Genomic DNA, 20,080 nt, shown 5'->3' with positions numbered 1-20,080 from the left:
GATCATCCTGCGATACGGACCCGACCGCCGTCGTCCTCCTCTGGGACTAATCCCACTGCGCCACAAATGCGACCACACTGGGGGTTTCGCATCTCGAGTGCCACGTACTTCCTCCGCATCCGGTCGAACTTCGCTGGTCGACAAGACTATTGTGTTCGAGCGCGGTTACCGCTACGTCATCAGCAGCCGGACGACGGCAATGCTGCCCACCACGACGATCACCGCACGCAATACGGTGGGCGGCATCCGCCTGCCCATCTTCGCGCCGAGCTGGCCGCCGATGATCGAACCGACGGCGATCAGCGCGGCAACCCGCCAGTCGACATCGGCGATCAGCGTGAACACCACCGCAGAAACCGCGTTGACCAGCAGACCGAGCACATTCTTGACCCCGTTGAGCCGCTGGATGTCCTCGTGCACGAACACCCCGAGCAGCCCGATCAACAAGACACCTTGGGCCGCCCCGAAGTAACCGCCGTAGACGCCGCACAGAAATATCGCGACGTACAGGATCAGGCCACCGTGTTCGGGTGCCGGATCGGTGCCGGCCGCCCGGCGCTCTTTGACCCAGCGCGCCAACCGCGGCTGGACCACGACCAGGATCAACGCCGCGATGATCAGCACCGGCACGATCGCCTTGAAGGCCGCGGCGGGCAGGATGAGCAGCAAGATCGCACCGGTGGTACCGCCGAGCAGGGACGCGGAGCCGAGCCGGACCACCCTCGCCCGCTGTCCCTCGAGTTCGCGCCGGTAGCCGTAGGCCCCGCTGACGCCACCGGGAACCAGGCCGATGGAGTTCGACACATTCGCCGTGACCGGCGGAATCCCGAAGGCGAGCAGTACCGGGAAGGTGATCAGGGTGCCCGATCCCACGATGGTGTTGATGCCGCCCGCCGCGATGCCCGCACCGAAGACCGCCAGTTGTTCCAGCCACGTCATATGAACTACCTCCAGCCGGTCGGAACGCTAATCGTTAGGTCGGATGACCGGATGATGGGGACCGGACTTTCGACGGCACCTCGGGGCACGGTAAACTCGCCGGCATCATGCAGCGGGCACTTCTTCTCGGCCGCCGCGACGGGGTCTGATCGGACTGGCCTCCCGTCGCGGGGTACTGCCGCGCCGGTCGACCCGATAACTGGGATCCACCACACCCCTGGAGAAATCGCATGTCCGCTGACGCGTTCGTATCCAGCTCGCGCGCCATCACGGCCCCGAGCAAACCCGCCCCTGCCGACCAGCCCGCCTGGAACCGGCAGCAGAACTCCTCCATGCCGACCTTCCGCTACCGGCCCTTCGCCGAGGAGGTCGAGCCGATCACGCTGCCCGACCGCACCTGGCCGGACAAGATCATCGACCGCGCCCCCGGCTGGTGCGCCGTCGACCTGCGCGACGGCAACCAGGCCCTGATCGACCCGATGAGCCCGGCCCGCAAGCGCCGCATGTTCGACCTCCTGGTACGTATGGGTTACAAGGAGATCGAGGTCGGCTTCCCGTCGGCCAGCCAGACCGATTTCGACTTCGTCCGCGAGATCATCGAGGACGGCGCGATTCCCGATGACGTCACCATCCAGGTGCTGACCCAGTGCCGCGCCGAACTGATCGAGCGCACCTTCGAGGCGTGTGCCGGTGCGGCCAATGTGATCGTCCACTTCTACAACTCGACCTCGGTCCTGCAGCGACGTGTGGTGTTCCGCGCGGACCAGGCGGCGGTGAAGAAGATCGCGACCGATGCGGCGAAGCTGTGCCTGGAGATCGAGAAGAAGTATCCGGACACCAACTGGCGCTACGAGTACAGCCCGGAGTCCTATACCGGCACCGAGCTGTCCTACGCCAAGGAGGTGTGCGACGCGGTCACCGAGATCATCGCGCCCACCCCCGACCGGCCGATGATCATCAACCTGCCCGCGACCGTCGAGATGGCGACCCCGAATGTCTATGCCGACTCGATCGAGTGGATGAGCCGCAATCTGGCCCGCCGCGATTCGATCGTGCTGTCGCTGCATCCGCACAACGACCGGGGCACCGCGGTGGCCGCCGCCGAACTGGGCTACCAGGCCGGTGCGGATCGCATCGAAGGCTGCCTGTTCGGCAACGGTGAGCGCACCGGCAATGTCTGCCTGGTGACACTGGGGATGAATCTGTTCTCGCGCGGCGTGGAACCGCAGATCAACTTCTCCAATATCGACGAGATCCGCCGGACCGTCGAATACTGCAACCAGCTGCCGGTGCACGAACGCCACCCCTACGGCGGCGATCTGGTCTACACCGCGTTCTCCGGTTCGCATCAGGACGCGATCAACAAGGGTCTGGACGCGATGAAGGTCGCGGCCGATGCCGCCGACTCCGATGTCGACGACATCGTCTGGGAGGTGCCGTACCTGCCGATCGACCCGAAGGATGTGGGCCGCACCTACGAGGCCGTCATCCGGGTCAACTCACAGTCCGGTAAGGGTGGTGTCGCCTACATCATGAAGTCCGATCACGGGCTGGTGCTGCCGCGCCGGCTGCAGATCGAATTCTCCCAGGCGATCCAGGTGATCACCGACGGTGAGGGCGGCGAGGTTTCGCCCAAGGAGATGTGGGATGTCTTCGCCGAGGAGTACCTGAGCCCGATCCGTCCGCTGGAGCGGATGCGGCAGAAGGTGACCGCCTCGGAGACCGACGGCGGCGTGGACGCGATCACCGCGGTGGTGAAGGTCGACGGCGTCGAGCAGGAGATCACCGGTGCGGGCAATGGACCGCTCGCCGCCTTCGTCGACGCGATCGCGACGGTCGGATTCGATGTGCGAGTGCTGGATTACTCAGAGCACGCGATGTCCTCGGGCGACGACGCGCAGGCCGCGGCATATGTGGAGTGCGCGATCGGCGACAAGGTGGTGTGGGGTGTCGGCATCGCCACGTCCATTACGACCGCATCGCTGCGAGCAGTGGTGTCGGCGGTGAACCGGGCGCACTGACGCGGGCCGGTTGGGCCGAGTTCGGCAGGGCCGGAGGTTCATTCGGGCTGGTTCGTCGAGCCGGACTGGTTCGGGCCAGGTTTCGGGGCCGGGTTCGTTGAGCCGGATCGGTTGGGGCCGAGGTCGTTCGGCCCGGTCCGAGCGATCCGGCACCTCGGCCGAGACCACGGAGTACGGTGAGAACCGGACGCCCATTGGTGACGATTTGTCGCCGACCCGGGCGTCCGACTTTCGAACTCGCTGTTGGACAGCGTTTTCGGGTCGCGGCTGGTCGCGTGGCACTCGGCGCGGCAGCGGTGTATACCACGGCGCGGGGCCGGGTACCCCGTGCTAGCGTTGATTCGCATTCAAGCGCCGAGCTCTCTGCTCGAATTCCCGAGCAGATGGGGGAACTGTGACAACTAACGACCACAACCCGACTTCTCCGCCCTGGCTGCAGAGTCATTCGGTGGATACGGCCGAGGTCACCACCGGCTCTTCGGCGCCAGACGAAGCGGCCGAATCCACACCCGTCGACGCGGGATCCGAGCGTCCGGGTGATGCACACGAGACCGTCGAGGTCGCTGACAAGGCCGAGCAGTCCGATGAACCAGCCGAGCAGTTCACCGGATATCCGGCCGGGCCGGCGGATCAGACCACCACTTACCCGCAGGCCGGGGTGCCGCCGCAGCAGTACGGGCCGCCCGAGGTTTTCGCGCCGCCAGGTGCGCCGTACCACCCCGGTCAATTCGCGCAGCCGTATCAGCAGGGTCCCGGCCAGAGTGGTAGCCATCCGGTGCAGCCCGAGCCGTCCTATGGCGAGTACCGGCAGGAGATCGGGCCCGATGGGCTGATTCGGCGGGTGCCGACGGAAAGTCAGGCCGAGCCGCAGAGCGGGCCGATCTACAGTTGGGCACCGCCACCACCACCGGTGCAGCAGCCGCCGATGTATCAGCAGCCGCCCATGGCGCCGATGGGGCAACCGTCCGTGGGTCAGCAACCGCACACCGGGCAGTTGCCGTACGCCGAGCAGGGGCCGGGCACTGGTCTGATGCCATATGGCGAGCAGGGGCCGGGCGCGGGTGTGATGCCGTATGCCGAGCAGGGCCCACCGCCGGGTTGGCAGGGCGGCCCGCCGGGTCAGCAGCGGCCGTTCGAGCCGCAGCATGTACCGCAACCCGGCCAGCCCGGACATTCGGTCAATGACCTGAACCTGCTCAAGCGGGCCCGCAAGGCACCGCGCAGCGGCTGGCGACGCGCGGTACACAAGGCCTCCGGCGGCATGATCAATCCGGGTGAGTCCGCGGCGGATATCGTCTACCGCGATCTCGTCGACCGGGTGAATCAGCCGGTGCGCGGGGATTATCGGATCGCGATCCTCTCGCTCAAAGGCGGCGTCGGTAAGACCACGACGACAGTCGGGATCGGATCGACGTTCTCCTCGCTGCGTGGTGACCGGGTCATCGCGATCGACGCCAATCCCGACCTCGGCACCCTGGCGCATCGGGTGCCGCGGCAGACCCGCTCCACCGTGCGCAATCTGCTCGAGGATCAGCACATCACCAGGTACTCCGATGTCCGGGCGCATACCTCCCAGGCGCCGAGCCGGCTGGAAGTGCTTGCCAGTGAACAGGATCCGGCGGTTTCCGAGGCCTTCAGCGAGGCCGATTACCGCCAGGCCATCGGCATCCTGCAGTCGTTCTACAACATCATCCTCACCGACTGCGGCACTGGTCTGATGCATTCGGCCATGGCCGGTGTGCTCGATATGGCCAGCTCACTGGTGCTGGTGACCTCACCAGCCATCGACGGCGCCCGCAGCGCTTCGGCCACCCTGGACTGGCTGGACCACCACGGCTACAGAAAGTTGGTCGAGCGAACGGTGGTGGTGGTCAACGCATCTCGTCGCGGCGCCTCCACCGTCGACCTGGACCAGCTACGCAAACTGTTCCTCGACCGCACCCGCGCGGTCCAGGTGGTGCCCTTCGACGACCATCTCGCCGAGGGCGCGGAGATCGACCTGGAACTGGTGAGCAAGCCGACCCGGCGCGCCCTCCTGGAACTGGCCGCCATGGTCGCCGACGATTTCGGCTACATCAGTACCCAGCAGTACCGCCCCGGTCCGCCCAGGCACCACTAGCATCCGGTTCTCGGGGGGCGCTATTCGGCGGTGATTTGGATGGCGGCGGTGCGGAAGGCTTGCAGGACGGTGGCTATGGCGGGGCGGGTTGCGGCGTGGGGGCGGGTGGCCAGTTCGTAGAGGCGGGCGGCGCGGACGCCGGAGAGCCGGAGGACGGCGAGGTCCGGGTGGGCGACGGCCCAGCGGGGCATCAGGGCCACGCCGTAGTTCGCGGCGACGAGGGTTTCGATGACACGGAAGTCGTTGAGGCGCTGGACAATACGGGGTTGGACGCCGGTCATCGTCGCGATGGAGCGCAGCACGTCGTCAACCGGGAAGCCGCCGCGGACGCTGAGCCAGGTCTCCTCGGCGAGTTCGGCCGGGGTCACCTCGGTGCGGGTCGCGAGCGGATGGGTCGGTGCGACAACGACATCGGTGGGTTCGCGCATGATGACCGCGGTACTGACGCGCGGGCCCGCGATACCGGGTGAGCGCTCGTCGCGGTGGGTGAGGACGATGTCGTAGTCGGCGAGTAGGCGCGGTACTTCACTCGGCGGCAGGTCCTCGTCACGGGCGACGACCTCGACACCACTGTCGGCCAGCGCGGGCAGCACCCGCGGCAGCAGCAATGCGGCGCCGGACGGGAACAGCGCGACCCGGACGCGACCACGCGCAGACCCGCGATAGTGCGCCATCTCGGCCACCGCACGGTCCATCGCGGCAAGCACCTCATCGGCGCGCACCACCAGCGCCTGCCCCGCATCGGTGAGCCGAACCCGCCGCCCATCGGGCTCGAGCAACGCGACACCGGCCTCCTTGGCAAGCACCTTGAGCTGCTGCGACACTGCCGAAGGAGTCATCGAAAGCGCCTCGGCCACAGCCGCGACAGTCCCGCGATCCGCGAACTCCCGCAGCACCCGCAGCCGCTCAACCGCCATCGGCGGTCCAACCCGCCCGCCCGCCCCTGCGGGCGGTAAAACGGCTGCGTGAGCTGAACTCCCCGCGCCACCGGGCGAATCGGGGGGCGCCGGTCTCGCAGTCTCCGCCACCCCTGCCGATACCGTCGACCCGGCCGCCGATGCGGTTGATGGTGATACTTCGGCCGACTCCGAGGTATCCCTAGGCTCATCGGCTCGAGGCAACGGTTGCGGGGCGTCGGAAGTCGGAGAGCGATGGCTGCCGGAAACCATTAAGTGATGCTACATCGTTAGTGCATATTTATTCGATGGTTCTTAGCGGTTTCATTACCGACGATAAAGAACGTGACCAATCGTGACCGTTTGCTCGGGCTTACCGTTGTCGTGCTGTGGGGGCTGAACTTCATCGCGATTCGGGTGGGGCTGGACCACTTTCCGCCGTTCTTCTTCGCCGCGCTGCGGTTCGCGGTAATCGCGGTGCCGGTGCTGATGTTCGTGCCGCGGCCGAAGGTGCCATTGCGGTGGTTGCTGTTGTATGGGATCGGGTTCGGGATTCTGCAATTCGCGTTTCTGTTCACCGCTATGCGGGCGGGTATGCCGACCGGGTTGTCCTCGTTGGTGCTGCAATCGTCCGCGCCGTTCACGGTGGTTCTGGGGGCGCTGTTCCTACGGGAGCGGCTGCGGATGACGCAGTTGCTCGGCATTGCGGTCGCGGTGGCGGGCATTGTGGTGATCGGGCTCGAGCGCGCACAGCATGCGGCGCTGTTGCCAGTGCTGCTGACACTGGCGGGTGGTCTGGGGTGGGCCTTCGGCAATGTCGGCTCGCGCTTGTCCACCGCGTCCGGCGACGTCAACCCGTTGCATCTGACGCTGTGGATGACGGTTGTGCCGCCGATCCCGATGTTCGCGCTGTCCGCAGTCATCGAAGGACCGACAACCGGCTTGCACGCATTGACCGACGTCACTTCCCCAGGCGGCTGGCATGCGCTGCTCGGCCTCGTCTACATCGTCGCGCTCGGCACGATCGCGGGTTCGGGCCTGTGGACCTACCTGATGAGCCGGTACCCGGCCAGCACGGTCGCGCCCATGTCCCTGCTGGTCCCGGTGGTCGGCATCCTCGCCGCCTGGGCCGCCTTCGGCGAGGACCCGACGCCGCTGTCGCTGCTCGGTGGCGCCATCGTGATCGCGGGCGCATTCGCGGCGACAAAGGTGGGCCGCCGCGATGCGAATGCCACAGCGGCAGCGCCGGATTCGACCCTGCCCCGGATGCCGAAGCCAGACCTCGACAGGCAAACCCGAATGGTGGACGCCTGAGCCGACCGACCACCGCGATGCAATTGTCACTGCGGTCGAATGTCACTGCGGTCGAATGTCACTGCGGTCGAACCGTTTCGACCGCTACCTCCGGCACCGGCCCCGACCCTCCATAGGCAAACCCGATTCGTGGAGTCGCCCGACCGGCACAACACGATTGCCCTACCGGTCGAACCGGTTTCGCCCCTGCCCCGGACCCGACGCTCGGCAGGCAACCTGATCAAGAAAGGTCTGAGCCGACCCGACAGGCAAATGCCGCAGCGTTGAAATTGGTTTCAACCTGCCGTGGGAGCCGAGCCGGGTGCCTGACAGGTGGAGACCTGAGCCATGCACAGCTCCATTTCCGTCGCGCCAACACAACCTGCAACAGGCGGCCCAGCCCAGCCGCAACCGAAACCTGCCTGCTTTCGCCGTAGCAATACCGGTCGCTGTGACGCCCTGACCTGCGAAGGTTGCGTACAACACCGGTTCAGGAAACCGGTTCGGACCGGTCACGGTGCCCGGTAATGTCTGCCCCGGCGTTTTCGTGAACCGGTGGCCGACCAGGTTCCGGCGGGCGGCGTCAGGGGTGGGTCGGCTCCCCCACTGACAGTCGCTTTACAGTGTTTGCGGCGTGGAACAGGGTCCGGAGGCGGGAACGTTGTCGAGAAACTTGTCGGTGCTCGGAAGGGTGGCGTCGAACGGTCTGTTCGACGCGCTATAGGCAGCAAAGAAGCACATGGTGGATCAGCGATGGACGGTGTCGCGAAGAGCAGTGCTGCGCGGCACCGTCGCGGCGGGAGTAGCAGCGGCGGGGGCGCTGACGGCAGGTGGGCTGAGGTCGGCGCCTGCCGCGGGCAGTCCCGGTGGCAGGCGGGTCGCGGTACTCGGCGGTGGAGTCGCGGGATTGACCGCGGCACACGAATTGGCCGAGCGTGGATTCGAGGTCACCGTCTTCGAGCGACGTGCACTCGGGGGCAAGGCGCGCAGCATCCCGGTGCCGGGCAGCGGATCGGGCGGACGGCCGGACCTACCAGGTGAGCACGGCTTCCGCTTCTTTCCCGGCTTCTACCAACATATTCCGGATACTATGCGGCGAATTCCGTTCGCGGGCAATCCGAATGGGGTTTGGAATAATCTGATCGGCTTGCAGGAGGCGCGTTTCGCCCGCCTCGGCGGCGATGATTTCCGACTTCCGTTGGGCCCCAAGGCCAGCGCGAATTTCACCCTGGACTCGTTCCGCGAAACCATGGGCGCGGCAATCGCGACGGCCCTGAAAATGCCCGCCTACGAAGGCGCCTACTTCGCCGATCGCTTGCTGGTATTCAACTCCAGCTGCGACGCCCGCCGGCTGGGGCAGTGGGAGTACACCTCATGGCGCGACTTCGTCGGCGGCCACCGGCGCTCCCACGAATTCCGCGCCCTGCTCTCGCGCACTCTGACCAGCATCATGGTGGCCGCCAAGGAGGATGTCGCCAGCGTCCGGACCATCGGCACCATGGGCGAGCAGTTCCTCGGCAACCCCTTCGGAATCGGCAATGACGGCTCATTGGACCGGGTGCTGAACGGGCCGACCAATTCGGTGTGGATCGATCCATGGGTGCAGCGGCTGCGCGAACTCGGCGTGCAATTCGCGCTCGGGGCCGAGGTGCGCGGACTCGACGTGCGTGATCGGCAGATCGCCTCGGCCCGCATCGTCGATGAGAACGGCGCCCAGCGCAGTATCGACGCCGACTATTTCGTGGTCGCGCTGCCCGCCGAACAGGCCCGCGCCCTGTGGTCGCCCCACGTGCTCGAGGTGCGCCCGGAGCTGGCCGCGATGGATCGGCTCTTCGTCGACTGGATGAATGGCATCCAGTTCTACCTGCGCAGGCCGATGGATATTTCGCACGGTCACACCGCCTATATCGACGCGCCGTGGTCGCTCACCTCGGTCACCCAGAATCAGCTGTGGACCCGCAAACTCACCGAATTCGGCGACGGCACCGTGCAGGACTGTCTTTCGGTCGATATCTCCGATTGGAACTCCCCCGGCATGCTCTACGGCAAGCCCGCCAAAGAGTGCACACATGAGGAGATCGCGCGCGAGGTGTGGGCTCAGTTGGCGGCACATCTGAACGATCGCGACGAGCTGTTGCGCGATGCCGATCTGCATTCCTGGTTCCTCGATCCCGGCATCAGCTGGCAGGAATCGCAGCGGCGCAATGCCAATGCGGATCCGCTGCTGATCAATACCGCCGGGTCATGGGACTGCCGACCCGAGACCCATGGCGCGCTCGAAAACCTGTTCCTGGCAGGCGATTACGTGCGCACCAATGTCGACCTGGCAACCATGGAGGGCGCCAACGAGTCGGCGCGCGACGCGGTCAATGCCATCCTCGACGTTTCGGGTTCCCATGCCGAACGCTGCCGCAAGTTCACGCTCTACCGGGCCACCGAATTGGAACCGCTGCGCCGCATCGATGCCGAGCGGTACGCCGCGGGCGAGCCCAACCTGTTCGACCTGCGTCTGTGACCCGTGACTCGCCGCGCAGATCACCGTAGAGTCAACGTGATCACTGATTTCGCAAGCACATGGGTAACTCGCCGGGTACGCCCAAGAGTTGTTCAGCACGTATCCGGCGGCCCGGAACGGGAGTCTGCACGTGCACAACGACCGGCAAGAGTTCCGCGGAGGCGGAGGAGTGATCACCGACCCAGCCGAACTGCGGCAGTTGCTCGGGGAGGTCTTTCCGCGAGCCGCGACCAAGGAGCGCGTCGCATTGCATCCCCGCGATCGCGACTGGATCGCGGCCACCCCGTTCATCGCCCTGAGCACCAGCGATGCCGACGGTAATTGCGATACCTCCCCGAAGGGCGATCCGCCCGGTTTCGTGAAGGTCCTCGACGACACCACCATCGCCATTCCGGAACGGCCCGGTAATCGCCGGGCCGACGGCTACCTGAATATCCTCAGCAATCCGCACGTCGGGCTGCTGTTCATGATTCCGGGCCGCCGCGAGACGCTGCGCATCAACGGCCGGGCCCGCCTGCTCCGCGACGCACCCTATTTCGACGACATGGTGGTCAAGGGCCATCGACCGATCCTGGCGATCGAGGTCGATATCGAGCAGATCTTCTTCCACTGCGCGAAGGCGTTCATCCGCAGTCACCTATGGGAACCGGAGCAGTGGCCGGTCGACAATCTGCCGAGTCCGGCCCGGCTCGTCAAGGAGGTCCAGACCAATGTGACGGAGTCGGTCGAGGAGCTCGAGCACTACTACTCGCCAGAAAATTACAACGCCAAGCTGTATTAGACAAAACGTAAGCACTGATTTCGTCAGCACATGGGTAACTCCATGTACTCACATCGAACTAGGGCGCGATGGCTGTCGTTGTCAAGCGTTGGCGGCGTTGGGTGTCGTTGATTCAGAGAGCCTCTGAGCTGCGGATATATTGAAATTCTGCCCAGTTCTGGCTGTGATATCGATTACTAGCGTTGGCGTGCGTGGGCTTCATTGGTTGACGTCAGCTATTAAATGGCGGGTTTGATGACAAGTCACGACGGCTGGCCAGCAACCATGCCGGACATGATGCGACCCCCAGCTATAGATGGCGGTTCCCAGATTTTGTCGGCGGCTGGGGTCACACACAGCGGCGGCGATTGGACTCAGGGAGCGCGCGGTAGCCGATTTCCGTATCTCGGCGTGACCGAGTTCACAGCTTCGTTTCCCTGAGTCCGGTGAGCCGTACCAGCGCCGCGAACCCGTCGTCGGTGCCGGGCCAGTGGACGCGCACGGCATCCAGACCAGCGGCCCTCACAACGCTACGCAGGACTGCGGTGACGATGAGCGCGTCGTCGGCGTAGCCGATGATCCAGCCGCCAAGAAAATCTGGCAACATCCGCCAACTACACCTGGGAACAGACGGGAATAGGCTCCTCAGCCCTCTGGCCACCGCCATCTATAGCTGGGAGTCGCACATGAGCGACTGGACGAGAGTGCAGTTTTGCCATCGCATGGGCGTCGATCCCCTACAGTTGGCTCTGTCGTAGGTTCGTGCCCTGGGCACGGCACGCAAAACATGGGCAACTTAAAAACGCCTGGTCATCGTCGGTACGTATCCCGCCTGAGGGATCGCGATGCCCTGCGGGCATTGGTCAAATCGCCCCAACTCTATGGCGCGCGCCCGGAGCGGGCCATGTCGAACATAAGAATGAGCAACCCGTTCGACGATGATGACGCCCAGTTCTACGTCCTCACCAATGCCGAAGGCCAGCACTCCCTCTGGCCGATCTTCGCCGCCGTCCCCAGCGGCTGGACCGTCGCCTACGGCGCCGCCGCCGCCCGCAGCGCCTGCCTGGATTACGTCGAGCAGCACTGGCTCGACATGCGCCCCGCGTCCCTGATCGCCGCCATGAACAGCAGACCAACGGAATGAAGGGGCGCGTCGGTCTACATCCCCGCTGCCGGCCGGCGCGCCCCGCCCTTCATCGCCGATTCAGGCCGCGATCGCGTCGAGCGTGTGTTCGCGCAGATCACGCCGTACCGCCCCCGCTCGGTCGAGACGTGCGCTCAGGCCAGTGCCGCCACCACGTAAGCGGCCGCCTCGGCGATCAGCGCTTCGTTGTATTCGGCGTCCTGGGCGGTCCTGCTGGACATGATCGCGACGACGATCGGCTCGGCATTCGGAGGCCACACGATGCCGATGTCGTTGAGCGTGCCGTAGTCGCCGGTCCCGGTCTTGTCGGCGACGGTCCATCCCTTCGGGACGCCCGCTCGTATTCGGCGGGCTCCCGCACCGGTTGCGTTGCGTTCCAACAGTTCCCGCAGAAAGGCGCGCTTGTCCGCCGGCAGTGCGTCACCCAGCACGATCTTCTGATAGTCGGTGCCGATCGCCCGGGGCGACGTCGTGTCGCGCGGATCGCCCGGGGTGGCCTGCACAATGGCCGGCTCGAACCGATCCATCCGCGTGACCGTGTCGCCGAGACTCCTGGCGTACGCCGTCAGCTCGCCGGGCCCTCCGATATCGCGGAGCAGCAGATTGCCCGCCGTGCCGTCGCTGTAGCGCACCGCGGCGTCGCACAGCTGACGGATTGTCATCCCCGTCGTCACATGCTCCCGGGTGATGGCAGCGCTCTTCATGAGATCGGCTGCGGTGTAGGTGACGACAGTGTCCAAGTGTGACAGCGGGTTACGGTGCAACACCGCTGCCGTCGCCAGTCCCTTGAATGTCGAGCAGAACGCGAATCGCTCATCCGCGCGGTGGGCGATGGTCGCGCCGGTTCCGGTGGCGAGGGCATAGACCCCGAGGCGGGCGTCGAACTGTGTTTCCAACTCGAACAGGCGATCGTTCGCCGTGGCAGCGGAGCTCGGTGCCGGCCGCGTCGAGTCCACCGGACCAGGTGCCGGTGCGGGTCGCTGCGCGCACCCGGCCAGCAGCATGGCCGCTCCGAGGAGCGCACTGCGGCGAGTAATGACCGATTGCGATGCTGTCACAGGCCTACCTACGCTGCTCATCGGCCGCCCTGCGAATGCCCGAGCGCCTCGACGGCGGCCCGCGCCGCCGCGGCGACAAGGGCGTTGTCGGGTTCGGCGGTCGGCTCGGACTTGGTGGTCAGGACAGCGATGACCACGGGTGCGCGGCCGGGCGGCCAGGCGACGGCGACGTCGTGAGCGGAACCATAGGCGGGGCTTCCGGTCTTGTCGCCGACGGTCCAGTCGGCAGGCAGGCCCGCGCGGATGCGAGTGCCGCCGGTGGTGCTGGCGACGAGCCACGACTTCAATTGCGCGCGTTCGGGTTCGGCGAGAGTATCGCCGACGACGAGGGCGTGGTAGTCGGCGGCCAGCGCCGCGGCCGTGGTGGTGTCGCGCTCGTCGCCGGGGATAGCCGTGTTCAGTTCGGTCTCCCAGCGGTCCAGGCGTGAGACGTTGTCGCCGAGGGAACGGAGGAACGCGGTGAAACCCGCTGGGCCGCCGAGGAGTTTCAGGATCTGGTTGCCTGCGGTGTTGTCCGATGCGGTAATCGTGGCGTGGCACAACTCGGCGACGGTCATCCCGGTGTCCACGTGTTTCTCGGTCACCGGCGAATTTTTGACGAGATCGGTGGCGGGGTAGCGGATGACCTGGTCGAAATAGCCCGAGGACAACGGATGCGCGTGCAGGAGCGCGCCACACGCGAGGCCCTTGAACGTGGAGGCCATCGCGAAACGCTCGCCGTCACGGTAGGTGACGGTGCGCCCGGTGCCGGTATCGATCGCGTAGAGGCCGAGTCGCGCACCCGCTTTGGTCTCCAGCTCGGTGAAGGCCGGTGTCAGTGCGGCCGCGCTCGCCGGTGCCGGTGCCGGTGCCGGTGCCGGTGCCGGTGCCGGTGCCGCATCGGAGCTGGAGCCGCACGCCGTCGCGACCGCGAGCGCCGACACTGCCAGCGCGGCGGCGAAGAATCGCCGACGGCCGAGCGGAGTTGGATGAATGAATGCAGGGAAAGTCACCGCTGCAGGACACCATCGGCCCCCTGGTCCCGGCCAATATCGCACCCCGGCGCGGCCGAGTCGAACCCGCTATCGCCGCAGGTCCGCGCGCAGGAGTCGGCCTCGATACCGGCGGCGGCGCGACGGCGGAAGCGGCGACGCGGATCCACTTGGTTCAATGGCCGCATGGATCTGATCCGCCACCTCCGCTTCTTCGTCTCCGTCGCGGACGAGGGGCACTTCGGTCGGGCGGCGGCGGCACTCGACATGACCCAGCCACCGCTCTCACAGGGACTGCGGCGGCTCGAACAGCACCTCGGCGTCGAACTCATCCACCGCACCCGCCATGGCGCGATGCTCACCTCGGCGGGTGTGCAGCTGTTGCCCCGCGCTCGATTGCTCGTCGACGACACCGAGCGCCTGCTCGCCGAGTCGCAGCGCATCGCGGATGCCGGTGGCGCCGTGCACTGGGGTGCGACGGCGGCACTGCCCGTCCGGGTGGTCACCGCCTGTGTGAGCGCACTGCGCACGGTGGTCGGGGCCGGAGCCGTGGTGTCCACCACCGCGGGCGCGACCGTCGATCTGATCAGCGATGTTCGTGCCGGCCTGTGCGACCTGGCGGTGATCGAGCACCCCGCACTCGTCGACGGCATCGAGGCCGGGCCCGTGGTCAAGATCCCGCGCTGGCTGGTCGTGCCGTCGGATCACCGCGGCGCCGTCGCTGAACGCCCCACGTTTCCGATGCTCGCCGGGCTGACGTTCGCGCACCCGACGCGCGCCGCGAATCCGCCGGCCTTCGACACCGTGGTCGATCTGCTGCGGGAGCGGGGACTGGACACGCAGACCATCGCAGCCTGCGACGACCGCGCAATGCTCGCCGCCGTCGCCGCGGGTACGAGCTTCGGACTGACAGCGACACCACCCACTGTCACGCCGGGAGTCACCTGGCTGCGCATGGCGCCGCAGGCCGTGGCCCTGCGGGTCCGCGTCATCCGCCGCCCGAGCGCTGATGCCGCCGCCGACGCGGTCGATCGCGTGCTCTACCGGGACCGACAGCAATGAGAGCAACAGGTGTGCCCACCGCGGCGGACAAGATCCGTGCCGTCTTCGCCGACGCGGGATGCACCGGATGGCTGCACGCCCGCCGGTGTGACGAATCCGCCGCCGAGATCTCCGTCGGCGGTCAGGAACGAGTGGTCACCGCGTCGGTGTACAAGTTGCTGCTGTTCGTCGCGTTCTGCCGTCGCGTCGACGCAGGACTGCTCGATTCCACCGCCCGGCTCACCGTGATCCCGTCGGACTGCACACCCGGCCCGACCGGAATCGCCGTCATGCGCGACCCGGTGACCATGAGCAGGCGCGATCTGGCGACGTCGATGATGACCGTCTCCGACAACGCCGCGGCCGACGTCGTGCTCGGCGAGGTCGGTCTGAGCGCGGTCGAGGAGTTGCTCATCGATCTCGGCCTCACCGAGACCCGTATCGTCGGCGGCACCGCCGACCAGTTCCGCAGCCTGGTACGCGATACCGACACCCACACCACCGCCGAGGCGTTCGCCGTGCTGGCCGATAACGACGATGCGTGGTCAGTATCGGCCTATGACCCGTCGTATACGAGTGCGACGACCCCGGAGGAGATGACCCGTTTCCTGCGCGCCGTGTGGGCGGCCACTGTGCTGTCGGACGAGCAGACCGAATTCGTCCGCGCCGTCATGCGTAAGCAGGCCTGGCCGCATCGCATCGCCTCCGCGTTCCCGCACCGCGGCGTGTTCGTCGCGGGCAAGACCGGCACCATCGGCGCGATCCGCAACGAGGTCGCGGTGGTGGAGTTTCCCGACGAGCACCCCGTCGCGGTGGCGGTGTTCACCCGCGCGGCGCGCGCCGACCCGAACCTGCCCGCCGTCGACGCCGCCATCGCCGAATCCGCCCGCATCGCGGTCACCGAACTGCGCCGCCCGCTTCCGCAGGAGTGACGGCGCCCGAGGTTCTGTGGTCAGCCTGGCAGTGCTCACCGCAGCTGGGTATATCCGCAGCACCGGTGGGGTGAACCCGCGCAGGTAACTACCTCAGGGTTCGGGGAGGCACACACCGCCCGGGTGGGCCGGTACTGCCTGCGGTCGGTCGTACGCATTTGTCGATGCGGCACGTCCAAAACGTCACCGTCCGAACCGATTCCGCGGATTGCGCCAGCATGTGAGGATGCTCGGCATGTCCGCGTCAGAAAGTGCTCCGCTCCCCGGCCGCCGTCCGCGCTGGAAGAAGAAGCGCTACTGGATGCCTGTCACGGTGATCGCGGTGCTGGCCGGCTTCCTGTTCGCCAACAACACGACGCTGCTCGCGGCCGAGCCCGGTGGCCGGCCGCTGGTGCTCGCGCATCGTGGAATGGCGCAGACCTACCCCATGGACGGCGTCGATGCCGACACCTGCACCGCCTCGCGTATCAACCCCCCGGTGCACGACTATCTGGAGAACACCATCGCCGGGATCCGGGCCGCCTTCGACGCGGGCGCGAATCAGGTCGAGTTCGACGTCCACTGGACCGCCGACGGCAAGTTCGCGGTCTTCCATGACTGGACGCTCGACTGCCGCACCGACGGCACCGGCACCACCCGCGACCACACCATGGACGAGCTGCGGAAACTCGATATCGGGTACGGCTATACCGCCGACGGCGGCAAGACCTACCCGTTCCGCGGGAAGGGCGTCGGTCTCATGCCCACGCTCGACGAGGTCCTCGCTGCCTTCCCCAACCAGTCGCTTCTGATCGACATCAAGAGCAACGACCCCGCCGAGGGCGCCGCCCTGGCCGACCGGCTGGCCGCCGAGAAACCGGGCCGGCTCACCGTCTACGGCGGCGACGAGCCGATCGCGGTCGTCCACAAGCGCCTGCCGGACATGCGCGTTATGTCCAAGCAGATCATGATCGACTGCCTGGGCCGGTACGAGGCGCTGGGCTGGACCGGCGCGGCCCCCGACGCCTGCCGCCACACCCAGCTGCACATTCCCGAAGGCTATGCGCGTTGGCTGTGGGGCTGGCCGGAACGGTTCGCCGAGCGCATGGCCGAAGCGGATGCCCGGATCGTGCTGGTCGCCGGTTCCGGCGGCTTCTCCGAGGGCTTCGATACTCCCGAAGCCCTCGACCGGATCCCCGCCGGATTCACCGGTCTCGTCTGGACCAATCGGGTCGACATGATCGCGCCGCTGTTCGGTGAGCATCGGTGATAGGACAAGCGGGCCAGGCCGGTGTCCGGGTACACGTCGCGCTAGTCGGCTTGCCAGGGCCGGGTTTTCAGTGGGTCGGTGTTAATCCGGTGAGTGTGGTTGGCTTTGCCCATCTGTTGGGTGGCGTCTTTGGGTGCGAACGGAGTGTCCGGTTACGTAGGTTCGGCTACGGACGGGTCTCCACCCGCGATCAGCATCCCGAAGCCAGGTCGGTAGGTGATGCGTTCGACAATGCGTTGGCGGAGACCACAATTGGGCTCTACAAGACCGAAGCGATCCGTGAGGATTCACCGTTCCGGTCCGGTCCACTGACCCGGCTCGCCGATGTCGAGCTGATCACTGCGGACTGGGTCGGCTGGTACAACAAGTCCCGGCTGATGCACCGACTCGGCCGCAAACCACCGGTCGAGTACGAAGCCGACTACTATGCACTTCACGCCGAACAACCGGCTGGAGACAGATAACCGGGTGTGCACCGAACCCGGGGGATTCAAAGTCTCGGCACAGCCGCGCGTGAGAAACAACTCGGTCGCGGCACGGAAGAAGTGCTCGTGGGTCTTTGCCGCTCTACGTGCCACCCCGGCGGCTTGCGCGGTCAAGCTGATCGGCGAGCTTCGTGGGCTCGCCAATGTCGAACCGGCCAGCTGGCGAGGCACTCTTGTGGTCACTTCTTCCATCGATTCCTCTCGAACGATTGGGCATAGTGAGGTCGCTGGATCTGCCCTAGCCTCGAACGCAGCGTCGGTCCTCCGGGACCGACGAGAATCGCGACGTCATCGGGTTGATCGCATCCCAGTCTCGGCGGGTGCAGCGTCGGTCCTCTGGGCCACTCGACCGACACCGGAACTCCGCCGAGTGGCCGATACCCGGATAGGGCACCAACGACCCGTCTAACCTGCTATACCAGGGCGGAGGACCCCGGCGCACGTCCATCGGATTCTTGACAAATAGATGGCAAACGATCGCAGGTCACGCCGTACTGAAGACGTCATGACCTGCGGCTACCATCTAGTGTGCACATGGGTAACTCGTCGGGTACGCCCAAAAGTCGTCCGGCACAGATCCGGCGGCCCGGAACGGGAACCTCCCCGTGCTCGACGACCGGCAAAAGTTCCGGGGAGGCGGGGGAGCTGGGCCGCAGCGAATGCGCCGCCGAGCAGAGCACATAGACTCGCGACGTGGCAGATATAACGGTGCGCGGGCGACTTGCGCTGCGGGCGGCGGCGGCAGCGTCGTGGGCCTCGCAGAAGGCGGGCCGCGGCAAGGGGTCGATGATCGGCGGGCTGATCGCGCTCCAGATCGATAAGACGATCATGGATCAGCTGGGCCGCGGACGGCGCACGGTGCTGGTGACCGGCACGAATGGCAAGTCGACCACCACCAGGATGACCACCGCCGCGTTGAGCACCCTCGGCAAGGTCGCCACGCAGGCCGACGGCGCGAATATGGACGCGGGCATCGTGGCCGCGCTGAGCGCGCACCGCGGGACGCCGCTGGCCGCGATCGAGGTGGACGAACTGCATCTGCCGCATGTCACCGATTCGCTGAATCCGTCCGTGGTGGTCCTGCTGAATCTCAGCCGCGACCAACTGGACCGGGTCGGCGAGATCAATATGATCGAGCGCAAGCTGCGCGCCGGATTGGCGCGGCATCCGCAGACCGTGGTGATCGCCAACTGTGACGATGTGCTGGTCACCTCCATTGCCTACGACCATCCGAATGTGGTGTGGGTCGCGGCGGGCAGCGGTTGGTCGATGGATGCGACGAGCTGTCCGCGCAGCGGTGAGCCGATCGTCTGGGAGGGTGCGCATTGGCGTAGCACCGGAACGGATTTCGAACGGCCCGAACCGGATTGGTGGTTGGACGGCTCGGAATTGGTCGGGCCCAACGGTGTCCGGCTGCCGCTGAAATTGGCGCTGCCCGGACGGGCCAACAAGGGCAATGCCGCGCAGGCGGTCGCCGCGGCGGTCGCACTCGGTGCGGATCCGGCGGCGGCGGTGACCGCGGCGGGTACGGTGCGCGAGATCGCCGGTCGCTATCGGACGGTACAGGTCGGCGAGCACGCCGCCCGACTGCTGCTCGCGAAGAATCCCGCGGGCTGGCAGGAGGCGCTATCGATGATCGAGCCCGACTCGGCCGGTCTGGTGATCGCGGTGAATGGGCAGGTGCCCGATGGCGAGGACCTGTCCTGGCTATGGGATGTGCGGTTCGAACATTTCGAGGGTGTCCAGGTGGTGGCCGCCGGTGAGCGCGCCACCGATCTCGCGGTGCGCCTGACCTATGCCGGAGTCGAGCACACCACCGTGTCGGATCCCTTGCGCGCCATCGCATCCTGTCCGGCGGGACGGGTCGAGGTATTGGCGAACTACACCGCGTTCCGCGATCTCAACCGCGATCTGGAGGGGCGGGCATGAACGAATCGACTGTGCGCATCGGGTTGGTGCTGCCCGATGTGATGGGCACCTACGGCGATGGCGGCAATGCGCTGGTGCTGCGGCAGCGACTGCGCATGCGCGGCCACGACGCCGAGATCGTCGAAATCACCCTGTCCGAACCGGTTCCCGAGTCACTCGATATCTATACCCTTGGTGGAGCAGAGGATTCGGCGCAGCGCCTGGCCACCCGGCATCTGCAGCGCTATCCGGGCTTGCAGCGGGCCGCCGCGAAGGGCGCTCCGGTACTTGCCATCTGCGCCGCCATCCAGGTGCTCGGTCACTGGTACGAGACGTCCACCGGCGAGCGCGTCGACGGCGTCGGGCTCATCGATGTCACCACCTCCCCGCAGGCCAAGCGCGCCATCGGCGAGGTGACCACCACCCCGATGCTCCCCGGTCTCACCGCCGCCCTCACTGGCTTCGAAAACCACCGCGGCGGAACCAAACTCGGCGGCGACGCCACCGGTCTCGCACATGTCACCCGCGGCGTCGGCAATGGCGTCGGCGACGGCCTCGAAGGCGTAGTCCAGGGTTCCACCATCGGCACCTATATGCACGGCCCCGTCCTCGCCCGCAATCCGGAACTCGCGGACCTCCTGCTCATGCGCGTCCTCGGCGTGGACGAACTCCCCCCACTGCACCTGCCCGAGGTGGACCGACTCCGCCGAGAACGCTTGCGCGCCTGAGCACTGATCCGAGCCCGCCCG

Annotated in this window: 16 protein-coding genes and 1 pseudogene; 12 read left to right on the top strand and 5 right to left on the bottom strand. The window is 66.6% G+C overall.

The features are described from left to right. Positions 1–171 precede the first annotated feature (171 nt). Positions 172–939 carry a sulfite exporter TauE/SafE family protein gene (locus AB0L63_RS11175; RefSeq protein ID WP_364497890.1) on the bottom strand — a complete coding sequence of 256 codons (768 nt, stop codon included), beginning with the start codon at positions 937–939 and terminating at the stop codon, positions 172–174. Between the two features lie 230 nt (positions 940–1,169). Between AB0L63_RS11175 and leuA the strand changes: the two genes are divergently transcribed. Next, complete coding sequence (leuA, locus tag AB0L63_RS11170) at positions 1,170–2,960, top strand: 2-isopropylmalate synthase (protein WP_364497888.1); 1,791 nt, start codon at positions 1,170–1,172, stop codon at positions 2,958–2,960. 394 nt (positions 2,961–3,354) lie between these two features. Continuing rightward, entirely contained in the window at positions 3,355–5,079 is a 1,725-nt protein-coding gene (locus AB0L63_RS11165; RefSeq protein ID WP_364497885.1) for an AAA family ATPase, read from the top strand. Positions 5,080–5,099: 20 nt separating this feature from the next. Here the strand turns inward: AB0L63_RS11165 and AB0L63_RS11160 are convergent, their stop codons facing one another. Continuing rightward, a complete protein-coding gene (locus AB0L63_RS11160) occupies positions 5,100–5,996 on the bottom strand; it encodes a LysR family transcriptional regulator (protein ID WP_364497882.1) in 897 nt (298 codons plus the stop codon). 324 nt (positions 5,997–6,320) lie between these two features. Between AB0L63_RS11160 and AB0L63_RS11155 the strand changes: the two genes are divergently transcribed. The 3 genes from AB0L63_RS11155 to AB0L63_RS11145 all read left to right on the top strand — a co-directional run bounded on the left by AB0L63_RS11155 (position 6,321) and on the right by AB0L63_RS11145 (position 10,564). Beyond that, entirely contained in the window at positions 6,321–7,289 is a 969-nt protein-coding gene (locus AB0L63_RS11155) for an EamA family transporter (protein ID WP_364497879.1), read from the top strand. Positions 7,290–8,007: 718 nt separating this feature from the next. Then, entirely contained in the window at positions 8,008–9,783 is a 1,776-nt protein-coding gene (locus AB0L63_RS11150; protein WP_364497876.1) for an FAD-dependent oxidoreductase, read from the top strand. 169 nt (positions 9,784–9,952) lie between these two features. Then, entirely contained in the window at positions 9,953–10,564 is a 612-nt protein-coding gene (locus tag AB0L63_RS11145) for a pyridoxamine 5'-phosphate oxidase family protein (RefSeq protein WP_364497873.1), read from the top strand. 400 nt (positions 10,565–10,964) lie between these two features. On the opposite strand, the gene AB0L63_RS11140 is transcribed toward AB0L63_RS11145, so the two are convergent. Continuing rightward, entirely contained in the window at positions 10,965–11,147 is a 183-nt protein-coding gene (locus AB0L63_RS11140) for a hypothetical protein (protein WP_364497871.1), read from the bottom strand. A 315-nt stretch (positions 11,148–11,462) separates the two neighbouring features. Between AB0L63_RS11140 and AB0L63_RS11135 the strand changes: the two genes are divergently transcribed. Further along, the gene (locus tag AB0L63_RS11135) at positions 11,463–11,687 is read left to right on the top strand and encodes an MbtH family NRPS accessory protein (protein WP_364497868.1); all 225 of its coding nucleotides are present in this window, start codon (positions 11,463–11,465) and stop codon (positions 11,685–11,687) included. A 134-nt stretch (positions 11,688–11,821) separates the two neighbouring features. On the opposite strand, the gene bla (AB0L63_RS11130) is transcribed toward AB0L63_RS11135, so the two are convergent. Next, a complete protein-coding gene (gene bla / locus AB0L63_RS11130) occupies positions 11,822–12,766 on the bottom strand; it encodes a class A beta-lactamase (RefSeq protein WP_364497866.1) in 945 nt (314 codons plus the stop codon). Further along, positions 12,763–13,737 (bottom strand): class A beta-lactamase, encoded by a 975-nt coding sequence (gene bla / locus AB0L63_RS11125; protein ID WP_364497863.1) that lies wholly within the window; start codon positions 13,735–13,737, stop codon positions 12,763–12,765. Before bla (AB0L63_RS11125) ends, bla (AB0L63_RS11130) begins: the two co-directional genes overlap by 4 nt. A gap of 165 nt (positions 13,738–13,902) precedes the next feature. On the opposite strand from bla (AB0L63_RS11125), the gene AB0L63_RS11120 reads away from it, so the two are divergent. The 6 genes and pseudogenes from AB0L63_RS11120 (at position 13,903) to AB0L63_RS11095 (ending at position 20,059) form a co-directional block, all read left to right on the top strand. Further along, positions 13,903–14,778: a LysR family transcriptional regulator gene (locus AB0L63_RS11120; RefSeq protein ID WP_364497860.1), complete on the top strand. Its 876-nt coding sequence runs from the start codon at positions 13,903–13,905 to the stop codon at positions 14,776–14,778. Positions 14,779–14,789: 11 nt separating this feature from the next. Next, on the top strand, positions 14,790–15,689 hold the full coding sequence (locus tag AB0L63_RS11115) for a serine hydrolase (protein WP_364497857.1): 900 nt from the start codon (positions 14,790–14,792) through the stop codon (positions 15,687–15,689). Between the two features lie 313 nt (positions 15,690–16,002). Next, entirely contained in the window at positions 16,003–16,938 is a 936-nt protein-coding gene (locus tag AB0L63_RS11110) for a glycerophosphodiester phosphodiesterase family protein (RefSeq protein WP_364497854.1), read from the top strand. A 209-nt stretch (positions 16,939–17,147) separates the two neighbouring features. Continuing rightward, positions 17,148–17,402 (top strand): annotated as a pseudogene (locus tag AB0L63_RS11105) (integrase core domain-containing protein); the annotation flags it as partial. A 714-nt stretch (positions 17,403–18,116) separates the two neighbouring features. Further along, positions 18,117–19,352 carry a MurT ligase domain-containing protein gene (locus tag AB0L63_RS11100; protein WP_364497852.1) on the top strand — a complete coding sequence of 412 codons (1,236 nt, stop codon included), beginning with the start codon at positions 18,117–18,119 and terminating at the stop codon, positions 19,350–19,352. Continuing rightward, positions 19,349–20,059, top strand: coding sequence for a glutamine amidotransferase (locus AB0L63_RS11095; protein ID WP_364497850.1), 711 nt, complete (start codon positions 19,349–19,351; stop codon positions 20,057–20,059). The genes AB0L63_RS11100 and AB0L63_RS11095 overlap by 4 nt, the downstream gene beginning before the upstream one ends. The last annotated feature ends 21 nt before the right edge of the window (positions 20,060–20,080 follow it).

The organism is Nocardia sp. NPDC051990 (assembly GCF_040680755.1).
In the GTDB taxonomy this organism is placed as follows: Bacteria; Actinomycetota; Actinomycetes; order Mycobacteriales; family Mycobacteriaceae; genus Nocardia.
The sequence above is the reverse complement of the archived record's forward strand: the minus strand, read 5'-3'. Positions and strand labels throughout refer to the sequence as shown.

Bases quoted from the DNA above. Each gene is read 5' to 3' on its own strand.
- AB0L63_RS11135 (WP_364497868.1), top strand. From the start codon at position 11,463: ATGAGCAACCCGTTCGACGATGATGACGCCCAGTTCTACGTCCTCACC.
- bla (WP_364497866.1), bottom strand. From the start codon at position 12,766: ATGAGCAGCGTAGGTAGGCCTGTGACAGCATCGCAATCGGTCATTACT.
- leuA (WP_364497888.1), top strand. From the start codon at position 1,170: ATGTCCGCTGACGCGTTCGTATCCAGCTCGCGCGCCATCACGGCCCCG.
- AB0L63_RS11160 (WP_364497882.1), bottom strand. From the start codon at position 5,996: ATGGCGGTTGAGCGGCTGCGGGTGCTGCGGGAGTTCGCGGATCGCGGG.
- AB0L63_RS11095 (WP_364497850.1), top strand. From the start codon at position 19,349: ATGAACGAATCGACTGTGCGCATCGGGTTGGTGCTGCCCGATGTGATG.
- AB0L63_RS11120 (WP_364497860.1), top strand. From the start codon at position 13,903: ATGGATCTGATCCGCCACCTCCGCTTCTTCGTCTCCGTCGCGGACGAG.
- AB0L63_RS11175 (WP_364497890.1), bottom strand. From the start codon at position 939: ATGACGTGGCTGGAACAACTGGCGGTCTTCGGTGCGGGCATCGCGGCG.
- AB0L63_RS11150 (WP_364497876.1), top strand. From the start codon at position 8,008: ATGGTGGATCAGCGATGGACGGTGTCGCGAAGAGCAGTGCTGCGCGGC.